Source organism: Sutcliffiella sp. FSL R7-0096 (genome assembly GCF_038595065.1).
Classification (GTDB): Bacteria; Bacillota; Bacilli; order Bacillales; family Bacillaceae_I; genus Sutcliffiella_A.
Map to the genome: position 1 here is coordinate 882,804 of NZ_CP152003.1, position 12,909 is coordinate 895,712.

9 protein-coding genes are annotated in these 12,909 nt (G+C 44.3%); 7 read left to right on the forward strand and 2 right to left on the reverse strand.

The window, feature by feature from the left end; all coding sequences use genetic code 11:
- The first annotated feature begins 121 nt into the window (after nt 1-121).
- From MKY77_RS04550 to MKY77_RS04560, 3 genes are read left to right on the forward strand one after another with little or no spacing between them, the layout of a single operon-like run.
- Nucleotides 122-1,198, forward strand: a complete 1,077-nt coding sequence (locus MKY77_RS04550; protein ID WP_339149103.1) for a hypothetical protein — start codon at nt 122-124, stop codon at nt 1,196-1,198.
- A 7-nt stretch (nt 1,199-1,205) separates the two neighbouring features.
- A complete protein-coding gene (locus MKY77_RS04555; protein ID WP_339149104.1) occupies nt 1,206-3,230 on the forward strand; it encodes an AAA family ATPase in 2,025 nt (674 codons plus the stop codon).
- Complete coding sequence (locus MKY77_RS04560; RefSeq protein WP_339149105.1) at nt 3,214-5,130, forward strand: DUF2357 domain-containing protein; 1,917 nt, start codon at nt 3,214-3,216, stop codon at nt 5,128-5,130. Before MKY77_RS04555 ends, MKY77_RS04560 begins: the two co-directional genes overlap by 17 nt.
- A 50-nt stretch (nt 5,131-5,180) precedes the next feature.
- Here the strand turns inward: MKY77_RS04560 and MKY77_RS04565 are convergent, their stop codons facing one another.
- Nucleotides 5,181-6,161, reverse strand: a complete 981-nt coding sequence (locus tag MKY77_RS04565; RefSeq protein ID WP_339149106.1) for a GHKL domain-containing protein — start codon at nt 6,159-6,161, stop codon at nt 5,181-5,183.
- 10 nt (nt 6,162-6,171) lie between these two features.
- Nucleotides 6,172-6,870: a LytTR family DNA-binding domain-containing protein gene (locus tag MKY77_RS04570; RefSeq protein WP_339149107.1), complete on the reverse strand. Its 699-nt coding sequence runs from the start codon at nt 6,868-6,870 to the stop codon at nt 6,172-6,174.
- 188 nt (nt 6,871-7,058) lie between these two features.
- Here MKY77_RS04570 and MKY77_RS04575 point away from each other — a divergent pair, with 188 nt between their 5' ends.
- The 4 genes from MKY77_RS04575 to MKY77_RS04590 all read left to right on the forward strand — a co-directional run bounded on the left by MKY77_RS04575 (nt 7,059) and on the right by MKY77_RS04590 (nt 12,907).
- The gene (locus MKY77_RS04575; RefSeq protein WP_339149108.1) at nt 7,059-7,811 is read left to right on the forward strand and encodes an ATP-binding cassette domain-containing protein; all 753 of its coding nucleotides are present in this window, start codon (nt 7,059-7,061) and stop codon (nt 7,809-7,811) included.
- Nucleotides 7,801-8,958 carry an ABC transporter permease gene (locus MKY77_RS04580; protein ID WP_339149109.1) on the forward strand — a complete coding sequence of 386 codons (1,158 nt, stop codon included), beginning with the start codon at nt 7,801-7,803 and terminating at the stop codon, nt 8,956-8,958. Before MKY77_RS04575 ends, MKY77_RS04580 begins: the two co-directional genes overlap by 11 nt.
- A gap of 184 nt (nt 8,959-9,142) precedes the next feature.
- Nucleotides 9,143-10,561 carry a PTS mannitol transporter subunit IICB gene (locus MKY77_RS04585; RefSeq protein ID WP_339149110.1) on the forward strand — a complete coding sequence of 473 codons (1,419 nt, stop codon included), beginning with the start codon at nt 9,143-9,145 and terminating at the stop codon, nt 10,559-10,561.
- Between the two features lie 213 nt (nt 10,562-10,774).
- Nucleotides 10,775-12,907 (forward strand): PRD domain-containing protein, encoded by a 2,133-nt coding sequence (locus MKY77_RS04590; protein WP_339149111.1) that lies wholly within the window; start codon nt 10,775-10,777, stop codon nt 12,905-12,907.
- The last annotated feature ends 2 nt before the right edge of the window (nt 12,908-12,909 follow it).

Here is a 12,909-nt window from a genome sequence, read left to right on the forward strand (position 1 = left end):
ATGTTTAAATTTTCATAACCTTACAAAAAAGGGTTAGTTCCTGTAGAATGAAAAGTATATTTACCTAATAGAGTACCAGAGAAAATGTGAGAAGAACAACAAATAAGAGGGGGTCATTACATTGAGCAGGGAAACGTGGAAAAAGGTATTCAGTACGATTCCGGATGTGGAGCTGGTGGAATTGGTGGAGCTTTGGTCCATCCAGGTGAAAGGGTTCCGCTACATCAATCAGGAAAACATCAAGCAGGCAAGGGCGTTGGTCATTGCAGAGGCATTGAAGCCCAGAAATCTGAAGATGATCAAGGCCTATTACACCATAACAGATGAAGACGGGGACGAAACGGATCAAGATGATGAAATTACACTCTCAGGCCTGATGGAGCTTTATGAAGGGGGCAAAAAGCTGCATCTTATCCTTGGGGGACTGTATGCAAGCGAGGATGAAGAACTTGAGAAGCTTGCCGTGGAATTGGAGAAAGTGTTGTTGGAAAAATATAAGGCAGATGACTTAAGCAGTTTGATAGTTAGAGAGAATAAGAAGGTCGAAGAAAAACCTGAAGATAAAAAAGAAAAGGTACAGGCTTCCGATTGGGAAAAGAAATGGAGCAAATCCGAAGAAAAAAACAGGGATCTTCGCGCCAAAATCAATGAGTGGGAAAAGCAGTATTCTCAACTGAAGCAGCAGTTGAAGGAAGAGAAACAATCGATGCTGGGTGATAAGCAGAAGCTGCAACAAGAGCTCGGTGTGGAAAGGTCCCACCATAGGGAAACGGTGGAACAGAACCGAGAGACGTATGAGGAAAATAGACGTCTTAAAGCAGAAATAGCGAAGCTAAAGGCGGAGAATTCGCATCTCAATGCCATGCTGCTCAAGAACCAGCAGGAAGTGGCAGTAGCCAAATTGGATGAAAAATCACCAGAACAATCAGGCTTAACAGGAAAAAAACAAGTCTTGCTCTTAGGAGATCCAAAGAACAAATTGACAGAAAATTCAGCAAAACATACCATTCAGGTACTGGAACTTAAAGATATTCCAGAAGCGCTGGAGTCCGACCTGCTGGAAAGATGCGATGAAATATGGATGATGACCTACCTCGTCCCGCCACAACTGAGACGTAAAATCAAGCGTAAGACACAAAAAAATATCATGGAATTTACCGATTTTCCGACAATGAAACGTTATATCGAGAAAGGTTGAGACATAGATGAACAAAGTTTGGGAGAACGATTTAGTTGGAGTGCTGGCGGATGTGGACCAGAGCGAGCTGATTTACCGGGACTCCATTTTAATAAACAAGCAGGATAGTCTTCAATTTTTTGTACGCATCATTTCACAGCCTGCCGATAGTTTTCCGAATGTGAAGGCTGTTACCGGATTTTATTCGGATTTGGAGAAATGGGGATTTGAAGATGATTACCAGCAACCGGAATTTGTCCGGAAAGAAAAACTGCGCGAATGGCTTGCAGACCGCCTGTTAATTTTTAAGGTGGAAAAGCGGATTCGCTATAACCATGAAGAGGTATATAACATGTTTCAGGTGCGTGTGATGCCGAAACTTCCGAGCTATGAAAAGAACTTGAAGTTGATCCCGGTTCCCATCTTCAGTGCACAGGTAAACGGGTTGAGTCAGGACGAGTTCATGTCCCGATTGGCAGGGAAGAAATATGTCGGGCGCATAGAGGAGGTTTCCCACGAAGAGAATGACACGCCGCCAATAGTCCTGTGGAGAGAGGAAACAGAAGAAGAAGAGCGTTTCTTTTCATTTGGGATGTTTGAAAATCATCAGTATGCCCATGGCGGCTTTAACTTGGAACTGCGGGATGAACTGAAGCGAATCGTTTTGGAAGAGGAGTGGCTGGATGAATGCTATCTGACGGACGAGAGTCCAAATGTTGCATTTATACCGATTGGGAGCTATCAAAAATTTATGGAAATAATGGAGGAAGTGCCGGTTACTGTGCCTATCGGACTAGAGGAAAACAGGAAACCTGCGGAAGAAGCTGGCCTTAATGGAGAGAGCGGCGGTATTCCTCAACAGGAAAGCAAGCACGAGGTGGCGGTTTCGGTTTTGGAAAATCCGTCAGGAATGGATCTATCAGGATTTTCCCTCGTACCGGGAGTGAACGATAAGGAGCAGGAGTTCCTGGAGCTTTTGTATAGCCACACCCAGGATGCGGGCCTTATTTATCGAAAAGAAAACCTGATCAATTTCCACACTTCCATGAAATCGTCATCGCTTGTGATCTTATCAGGCATGAGCGGGACAGGGAAAACGAAGCTAGTGGAACTTTACAGTCAATCGCTTGGGTTAAAAGGGGAGCAGCTCACGGTCATCCCGGTAAGTCCGTCTTGGACGTCGGATTCGGATTTGATTGGATACGCGGATACATTGAATATGGTGTACCGGCCTGGGGATTCCGGTCTGATCAATGCGCTCCGTAAAGCCGAGGATGATAAAGATAGACTGTATATCATTTGTTTTGATGAAATGAATCTGGCTCGGGTGGAGCACTATTTTTCCCAATTCCTATCGATCTTGGAGATGGATCATGGGAAACGGGTGTTGAGATTGTATAATGACGATTTAGAGAGCAGGCTGTACAATTCCGCACAGTATCCGCCAACCATTGTCATCCGCGAGAATGTCTTGTTTGTCGGGACGGTTAATATGGATGAATCGACCTATCATTTTTCCGATAAAGTTTTGGACAGGGCCAATGTATTGACTCTTGATGTGATGCCGTTCACCAAGATGAAGCAGCTTCCGGAAAAGAAAAAAGGAATGGTGGCAAGAGCGGATGAAATCGATTTTGATACATTTGAATCGTTCCAGTATAAAAACCGCAGCTTGAATCTTCATGATGATGAGCTGGCGCTATTATGGGAAATCCATCAGTTCATGCAAGAGGTAAACAGACAGGTGGGAGTAGGGCCGCGGATCGTGAAGCAAATTGATCAATACTTGGGCAATCTGCCGGTACAGAATTTGATTTTACGAGAAGATGCCTTTGACCTACAAGTGGTCCAGCGCATTCTAACGAAGGTGAGAGGCTCTGAGGACCAGCTTCGCGATTTGCTTGGGCGCTATAATAGGGAAAAAGATCAGGTGGAAGGCGGTCAATTGAACAGGTTGTTTGACCGTTACGCCCAAGTGTCAGGATTCAAAGAGAGTCGTAATGTGGTAAAACAAAAAGCGAAAGAGCTGAAATATAATGGATACTCCATGTAGCACACAGTCTTTCTCGGTTGTGTTCACACATATTTTTCAAAATGGAACACGGGAGGAAACGGAGGTTTCAAGCTTTGTGGAGCATCTGTCCGACTGGGATGAGACGATGCATACCTATACCGTGCTTAGGGAGAACGTCAATCTAGAGCTAAGGTTCCGTTGTGAAGATGAGGATGCCAGATGTTATATGGATGGATTTGATGGGCTGACTGATGGGCGGTTGCTTGTAGACCATGATAATGAGGAAAATTATCTTGGCTGCAATGGAAATGTGACGCTTTACAGGCACTCGACTTCAGATAATTATTATCCATATATTCCTGGGCTCTATAGCTTGCGGGTTGAAACGTCCGATGGGAGGACCTTTTACACGCTGGTGAAGGTCATTTCCAATCGGCTGTTCGAGGACCAATTAAAAACGATGAGATCTGAGGTAGAGTCAAAGTTGAATGGGGTTGCCCTTGATGTCATCCGCAAACAACACAGTCCCAAGAGCTTGGAGGCATTGCGGGTCAATCCGGTACTTTTCCGTCAATTTCAAGTCTTACAACATTATTTTGCCGATATTTACGCCATCGTGTCGGACCTCACCCAGAAAGTAAGGTCGTCTGTTAAAAAGGAATATGATATGCAATCGGCTGAAAAGTCTGCCCATGTGGATGTTGTATCCATTCAGCACCGACTCAAACGTCCAGACACCTCAAATCTAGTTAAATCCGTACAAAAACGGATGGATTATGATCTACCGGAAAATCGCATGCTGAAGGCAATATTGGAAAAATGGATACGTCTGTTGCATGAATTCGTGGAGTCGATGGACAGAACCATTAAAGGGTTGACCTTAAAAAGCAATAAGGATTACTCGTTCACTATTTCCCTCCCATTAGAACGCAAAAGGCGATTGGTGGAAGAATTGAAGGAATACCGCGGTAAGGCGATGCGAATAAATGGTGCTCTGAGTCAGGTCAAATCAAGTCATTGGTATCAGGAGGTTTCCTATAGGAAAGCCCAATTGGTTCCAGAAGTGATGTTTGTGGATGTGCGGTACCGCAAACTCTATCAGATTGACCAGGCCCTATATGGAGAGGAGCTTCCAGTACATACCGGACTTGGCCACCAGTGGAAGCGGACAGATCAGCTGTATGAGATCTGGGGGTGGCTGCAGGTGGTTGGAGTGGTGGAAGAGTTCCAGCGGTACCGTGACTTTACCAAGTTTACTAGGAGAACGGGGCTGGAGGATGGTGATGGAGTGGTCAGTCCGGCTCGCCCCATGAGGCTAGGTGATAGGCTCGTTCATGATTGGGGACTGAATGGTCGCGGTGAGCGGGTTGGTGACAGGCTTGTCCGGGGAAATTGGCCGATCGGTAGACGTGACCACCCTGATGATGATGCACCTGTTCAGCCAGTTGCAAAGGACAACATGATTATGTTTTCATTTGGTGAAACGCGCCTGCATATTACCTATGACGGGACGATTCCAGGTAATCCGGAGGCAACTGAAAAATTCGGGGTGCCAATCTACACGACCGGAACGAATAATAACCCGGATGTGAGGGTAGATCTGTTTTTGCGGGATATCTTCGTGGGCACCATCATGATTGACATGAAATATCGTAAAAAGTATACCCTCACCGACTCGATGCGCCAGCTGACAAGCTATGCAGATAACGTAAGGTCTCCTTATATTTATGGGAAGAAGCGTTGGCAGAAGTACCGACCTGTTCATCAAGTGCTCGTCCTTTATCCAGAAAAGCATGGGGGGATGGAAGTGGATGAACTTGACGGCAGGAGCATCAGCCTCGTACCACTCACCCCGGCCGGGGATCAGACCATTTTTAAGGAAACACTGCGCGGTCTTGTGGTGGAAATGCTGCAAGATGCAATGGAGGAAGGGATATGACTTCGTATAAAAAGGATACCTGAATTTTAGGTATCCTTTTTTATTGATGCCTATCTTATCGCCGGCACCTTGATTTTCACCGTAAACTCCTCGTTTTTATGGACAAAATCCAGGAAGCCCTGATGCTCCTCGACGATATCCTTCATCATTTTTGTCCCCAACCCCTCGTGTTTACCACCCTTTGTGGTATGCCCATAGGAATGGAATAGCTCATCTAGTACTTCAGCAGGAACAGGCAACGAGTTATTTTTGCAGATCAGCATATATAGTCCGCTACGTTTATAAAATTGCAACGTGACCACGGCCTGGCCGGCACGCTCTCGCTGCCATTCTTCACATGCGTCCAATGCGTTGCTTAATAGGTTTCCAAGCAGCCCGACCATTTTCTGGTCGCCAATTGGCAATGTAGAAAGCGGCAAATCCAGATCATACACGACACTGATACCGGAAGCTTTGCCTCGGCGATACATCTGATGAAGCACCCCCGCGACCACCCCGCGCTCTCCCTTGATGGAGTAGTTTGTTTCCTCATAGTTTTCCACCAAATTGTCCAAGTAGAGTTTCGCTTCTTCTGGCTTACTGTCCTCCAGCATGAAGTGGACAGCTGATACGTGCTTAAGGAAATCATGCCGTTCGCTCCGGACGATGCGGAACGTTTCATTGATGTGCTCCCGTTGCTCTTCATGCTGTGCGAGATCTCTATTTAGCTCAGTGAGTTTGCGTCCAATCCGCAGCCGTACATATTCAATAGCAATAAATACGCCCATTATCACAACTGAAAGCCAAATCTCATGAGACCAACTTAGCGAGACCAAAACCAGCAACACTTGCAATACTGCCAGCACACTATTACTCTTCCAGTCTAAGCGATCGATTTCCACTATTGTTTTTCTATGAAAATAAAACGAGAGGGCAACTGCGATCAATAGGCTCACATAGAACGGCGCCCACTCACCGATGGTTGCATGCAAATGTAAAAACAGGAGCGCCCCGAGCGCCAGCCAGTATATGGAGGAAGTCTTCAACATCATTCATTCCTTTTTAAAAATAGTTCTCTTGCAGAAAGTCCACCTTATCTTTTGTGATCATCGCCTGTTCCTCCATGCCTTCAAATGTGACGATATAAGAGTTCTTCGCATAGAGGGAGAAGTTTTTCACATGGTGTATGTTGATGATAAAGGAGCGGTGGGAACGGAGGAAGTCACGCTCCCGCAGTTCCCCTTCCAGCTCATCCAATGTTTGATAGGTTTTAATTGGTCCGCTCTTTGTATAGATGGTAGTGGAGCGACCGGATCGTTCGATAAAAACAATATCCTTCTTCTGGACAATATGGATGTCGTTTTTTTGCTTAAGGTAAAGTCGGCCGGCGATTTCGGCAGACTTGTTCTTCTCAAGCAATCTTTCAATACTTTTCACAAGCCTGTCCTTAGGATATGGCTTCATGATGTAGTCGTGCACATTCAGCTCAAAGGCATGGACGGCATAGCCGCTCGTTCCGGTTACGAAGATGACTGCGATATCCAATGCATGGGAGTGAATGATGTCAGCGAGCTCATAACCGGAGAGGTTCGGCATTTCGATGTCTGCAATAAGCAGGTCGACCTCTTCCTTTTTTATATGTTCATAGGCTTCCTCGGCAGATTGGGTGGAGAAGACAATCTCCACATTCGGTAGGCCTGCCACGATGCCATTTAATTTATCCAAATCTATGTATCTGTCATCTACAAGACCAACCCTCATTGATTTCGCCTCACCTTGTTGTTTACTGAATCCCATTTCAAGGGTATTTGCCTTTATTTTACCATTAAAAAGGATGAAATAGTCATTTTCGCGACATCAAACGGAATATTCGCGACATAACTACAGATTCACTTGAAAAATGTTTGTATGATAAAAACAAGAAATCAAACAGACGAGGTGAAAGGAACATGATCGAAATCAATCAAGTGACAAAGAAGTTCCAGGATAAGAAGGTATATGTAACAGCACTTAAGCATGTGACATTTACGGTAAATAAAGGGCAGGTCGTTGGACTGCTTGGGGAAAACGGAGCAGGGAAGACGACTCTATTACGATCGATTGCCACGCTTTTAACGCCAACAGATGGTGCCATCCAAGTCGCAGGGTTTGATACGGTGAAGAACCCAGATGCCATCAAAAGAAAAATTGGGGTGCTATTCGGCGGGGAAACCGGTTTATATGATCGCCTGACTGCTCGCGAGAACCTAGAATATTTTGCTACCCTCTACGGTTTGAGCAAGCATGAGACAAAGGTGCGAATTGAAGAGTTAGCAAAAATGTTTGGAATGAGAGATTACTTAAATCGTAAGGTCGGAGGGTTTTCCAAAGGGATGCGTCAAAAGGTGGCGATCGCCCGCACGTTGATCCACAACCCGGACATCATCCTATTCGATGAGCCGACAACTGGTTTGGACATTACCTCATCCAACGTGTTCCGCCAATTGGTCCATCAGCTGAAGCGGGATGGGAAAACGATCATCTTCTCCAGTCACATCATGGAAGAAGTTAGCATGCTGTGTGATTCCGTCGCGATGATGCACAAAGGGGAGCTTGTCCATCATGGTCCATTGGAAGACTTATATAAATCAGAAGGTTCTAGAGATCTTAACTACATTTTCATGAGCAAACTTGTAAGGGGGAATGAGCATTATGCTTCGTAAAATATATTTTAAAGAGATGAAGGATTCGTTCCGTGACAAACGTACACTGCTATTAACCGTATTATTGCCGATAGTGATGATGACCGGGCTTGTATTGTTTTATGAAAGCATGCTGTCAGATGGGGAAGGAGAAACTTTCACCCTAGCTGTGAATGAATCCTTTGGTACACAGGAAGAGGCTTTGTTTGCAGGGGTAGAAAATATTGAGTTTGTGAAAGTGGCAAATCCGGAAGCTGTTTTGGAAGAAGGAGATGCACAGGCTGCATTGATCATGGAAAGCGGCTTTTTTGGAAAAGTGGAAAATGGGGAAGCTGCAAGTGTGACCCTTGTAGGAAACTCTTTTAGTCAAAATTCTTCTATACTGATGGGGCAGGTGACAAAAGTCCTGGGTGCCTATGAAAAAATGGTCATTGCCGATCGGTTGGAAGCCCAAGGTACTCCTCAGGAACTGGTTCAGCCATTTGTGATTGAGCAAAAGGAGCTGACAGAAGAAACAGCCGGCATTAACATGGTAGCGATGCTCGTTCCGTTAATCCTGGCATTGGCGATTGGAATTGGCGCTGGACCAGCTGCATCTGATTTATTTGCAGGCGAAAAAGAGAAGAAAACGATGGAAGCGTTGCTGATGACACCAGTAAACCGCATGACTTTGTTGTTTGCCAAGTGGCTGACCATTTCAACTATTGGCGCACTGACTGGAATTGTCACGTTGATTGTGGTGGCGTTGGAGATTAACTTCCTGACAGAGAATATGAAAAAAGCCATCTCATTCGGAGAGAACGTCTACCTGGTTGTTGGGTTTGCCATCCTTGTCTCTGTTGTGTATGCCATGTTCATTGCGACATTGCAAATGATCACAAGCATTATGGGCAAGACTGTCAAGGAATCACAAAGCTATAGTACACCAATCATGATGATTGCCGTATTCCCAATAATGATCATCTCAGGCATTGGTATCAATGAGTTGTCTTTTCAACACTTTGCCATTCCCATCATGAACATCTTCACCGTTTTAAAAGAACTAAGCTTCGGCATCATCAACTACGAACACCTCGCAATCATGATCGGAAGCAACCTCCTCTGCATCATTGTCGCATTTATCATTGCGAGAATCATGTTTTTGAAGGATAAATGGGTGATGAATTAATTAAAGGGGTCTGACCCGCTGTGCGTTAATGCGTTAAAGAGGGGTTTGACCCCTCTTTATTTTTGCTTAATTTAATTATGTCAACAATAGATTTGCCAAATGGGTCTTTAGTAACAATGGATTGTTGGATGAAACCGCTTTATCATAAGGGTATGCAAGAATTATATGATAAGGGGGCAGAAAAATGAGCTCTGAGACAAAATCATCTTCTAACTTCAAAGTGAAAATACAGCGTTTTGGTAGTCATCTTAGTGGAATGATCATGCCTAATATCGGGGCATTCATCGCATGGGGACTTATCACGGCATTATTTATACCTACTGGCTGGTGGCCAAATGAAGAACTAGCGACACTTGTAGGTCCAATGATTACGTTCCTATTGCCGATATTGATCGGTTTTACTGGGGGGCGCCTTGTTTATGACCTCCGCGGTGGGGTTGTCGGGGCAACAGCAACCATGGGGGTTATCGTCGGAGCAGATATTCCGATGTTCCTTGGTGCGATGGTAATGGGTCCTCTTGGTGGATATGCCATCAAGAAATTTGACCAAGCGATTGAAGGAAAGGTAAGACAAGGCTTCGAAATGCTTGTGAACAACTTTTCTGCTGGAATTATTGCCGGTATCCTTACGATCATTGGTTTCAAAGGGATCGGACCAATTGTTTTAACATTGAACAAGACGCTTGCGGCAGGGGTGGAAACACTAGTACAGGCGAATCTGCTTCCGCTTGCAAGTATTATCATCGAGCCTGCAAAAGTATTATTCTTAAACAATGCGATCAACCATGGAATCTTGGGTCCGATTGGAATTGAACAGGCGGCACGTGAAGGAATGTCTATCTTGTTCCTTCTTGAAGCTAATCCTGGACCAGGTCTTGGGATCTTGTTGGCATTTGTCATTTTCGGAAAAGGGATGGCCAAACAATCCGCTTCCGGAGCAACAATCATCCACTTCTTTGGTGGAATCCATGAAATCTACTTCCCGTATATCCTGATGAAGCCTGCACTTATCTTGGCAGCAATCGGTGGGGGAGCAGCTGGTGTGTTCACCCTTCTATTGTTTAACGGAGGGCTTGTTGCCGCACCATCACCTGGTAGTATTTTTGCAATCGCTGCAATGGCTCCAAGAGGTGGATTCCTTGCAGTCATAGCTGGTGTCCTTGTAGCAACTGTGGTTTCCTTCTTGATTGCATCTGTCATCTTAAAAGGTTCTAAATCTACGGATGATGATTTGGCAAAGGCAACAGAAAAGACGTCTGCACTAAAAGGAAAAGAAAGCAGAGCGAGTGCTCTTGTAGCTAAAGAAGAGGAAGCTCCTGTGGAAGAAAAAGAAGTAAACAAAATCATCTTTGCATGTGATGCAGGAATGGGTTCAAGTGCCATGGGTGCATCCATCATGAAGAATAAAGTGAAAAAAGCAGGGTTGTCAATTGATGTGACTAACTCCTCCATCAGTAATATTCCAATGGATGCAGACATCGTCATCACGCACAAAGATTTAACAGACCGTGCAAAAGCAAAGCATCCGAAGGCAACTCATATTTCTGTTGAGAACTTCCTGAACAGTCCTAAGTATGATGAGCTTATTGAAAAACTAAAATAATCATAAAAAAGAAGGAATAGAGCAAAGACTCTCTCCTTCTTTTTTTGATACAGGGAAAAGGTTGGGGAAATGTCATTATTAACTTTTGTCAACAACGAGTCTGACGAATCCTTATTTTCCTTTCATTGAATCAATAAAACAGGTGATTTATGATGAAACTATAAGCATAGTAATTAAATTTTGTCATCATCCAAGGGTATTGGAGTGAGAGCTATGTATATTACCGCAAGAGAGCGGCAGATCCTGGAGATTCTATTATCAACGGATAAAGAACTGACAGTCAGTGATCTGGCCAATGAAATAAATGTCAGTACCCGAACCATCCACCGTGATTTAAAAGAAGTCGAGGGAACCTTGGCTCAATATCAGCTATCTTTATTAAAAAAATCAGGTGTCGGTGTCCAACTAATCGGGGAACAAGAAAATATAGAACATTTAAAGCTCTTTCTTTTCAATGTAGATCATAACCAGTACACCGCTGAAGAAAGGCAGATAATCATTTTATGTGCACTATTGGAATCGGTCGAACCGGTCAAGTTGATTGCGCTCGCTAATGATTTGAATGTCACCATTGCGACAGTGAGTAATGATCTCAATAAAGTGGAGGAGCGGCTAGCCCAATTTCGGAATCTATCACTTATCCGAAAAAGAGGATATGGTGTACAGATTGAAGGCGACGAGAATGCCAAGCGTAAGGCGATGAGCAAGGTAATCACTGATAATGTGGATGAGTATGAACTGCTGAGCCTTATAAAAGAGAGCATCCAAAAGAAGAGTAAGCAGTCATCCGACCCGATATCGGAAAGATTGCTCGGTCTAGTGGAAAAAAAGAATCTGCATATAGTAGAGCGGACAGTGGATGAAATGAACAAAGAGCTGCCCTATTCCATCGCAGATAGTGCTTATATGGGGCTGGTTGTCCATTTGGCATTGGCGATGGAGCGAATCATGCGCGGGGAAAATATTACAATCGATCAGAGCTACCTTTCCGAACTGGAAGGGACTCCTGAATACATGATTGCCAAAAAAATCATTGAGAAGCTTGAAAAAGTGTATCAAACAGAAATTCCAGACGCCGAAATTGGCTACATCACCATGCATCTAAGAGGAGCGAAGTTAAGGCAGGACAAGGAATATTTTGCAGAAGAAGCGGGAATGCAGGATGCGTTAAAAGCAAAGCACCTTATCCGTTATGTAGAAAAAAGGATCCACCAAAATCTATCCGATAATCCTTCTTTATTGCAAGGGCTTGTTGCCCATCTTGGTCCGGCGTTGTTCCGCATCAAGCAAAACATGGGAATAACAAACCCGCTCTTAGATCGAATCAAAACGGAATATGCAGAATTATTTTCCATATTAAAAGAAGGTGTCGAGGTGACATTCCCTGATCTCTCGATTCCAGAAGAAGAAGTCGGTTTTCTGGTCATGCACTTTGGATCTGTCTTATTGAACATCCATCAAGCCATGCCGATTCAGGCACTTGTCGTCTGTTCCACAGGCATTGGAACCTCAAAAATGCTGGCAACAAGGCTTCAAAAAGAAATTCCAGAAATAAAAGTATGTCAGAATGTATCTCTATTTGAGTTGAACCTGTTAAATCACGCAAACTATGATCTGATCATCTCTACGATTCGTTTGCCTGATTTCAACAGAGACTATTTTATCGTCAACCCGATCTTAACAGAAGAAGAAATAGACAAAATCAAACAGTATATCTATGTGCAGCATAAAAACAAATTGATAGAGATTAAGGGTAATTTCGAACTAGAGGAAACCTTTCATCACCCAGAGCTTCCAAAAGAAGCGGTGGCAGATAATCTCGAAAAGGTTTCGCTCTATTCCAAAGCAGTTTCAACCTTATTGAAGGGCTTTAATTTTAAAAAGGGAGAAGGTCGCGAATCCATTCGGATTGCGTTGCAGACTCTTTGCAAGGAATTGCAACATATGGAGCAGCTCTCCGATGCGGAGCGGGTAATGGGGGATCTATTGGAGAGGGAAGAGCTTGGCGGGCTTGGGATACCGGGTACAAAGCTTGCATTGTTCCACGCGAAAAGTGATGCCGTGTTACAACCATCCTTTTCAATTTTCAAACTGGCTCATTCTTGTCCGACAACAGGCATGGATCAGGGACCAATGGAAGTGGAGTCGGTCCTCCTTCTTCTTGCCCCCTCAGAGGCGGAGAAAGAGGTATTAGAAGTACTGAGCCATATTAGTGCATCCATCATAGAAGATGACCGAAGCATTTCACGATTTGAATCAGTGGACGGGGTTGCGATTGGGAATCATCTTGCTGCCACATTAAACCGCTATTTTAACGAAAAATTAACTGAATTAAGGAGTGTTTGAAT

Coding starts and splice junctions, on each gene's coding strand:
- MKY77_RS04555 (WP_339149104.1), top strand. CDS start 1,206: ATGAACAAAGTTTGGGAGAACGATTTAGTTGGAGTGCTGGCGGATGTG.
- MKY77_RS04560 (WP_339149105.1), top strand. CDS start 3,214: ATGGATACTCCATGTAGCACACAGTCTTTCTCGGTTGTGTTCACACAT.
- MKY77_RS04565 (WP_339149106.1), bottom strand. CDS start 6,161: ATGATGTTGAAGACTTCCTCCATATACTGGCTGGCGCTCGGGGCGCTC.
- MKY77_RS04570 (WP_339149107.1), bottom strand. CDS start 6,870: ATGAGGGTTGGTCTTGTAGATGACAGATACATAGATTTGGATAAATTA.
- MKY77_RS04575 (WP_339149108.1), top strand. CDS start 7,059: ATGATCGAAATCAATCAAGTGACAAAGAAGTTCCAGGATAAGAAGGTA.
- MKY77_RS04580 (WP_339149109.1), top strand. CDS start 7,801: ATGCTTCGTAAAATATATTTTAAAGAGATGAAGGATTCGTTCCGTGAC.
- MKY77_RS04585 (WP_339149110.1), top strand. CDS start 9,143: ATGAGCTCTGAGACAAAATCATCTTCTAACTTCAAAGTGAAAATACAG.
- MKY77_RS04590 (WP_339149111.1), top strand. CDS start 10,775: ATGTATATTACCGCAAGAGAGCGGCAGATCCTGGAGATTCTATTATCA.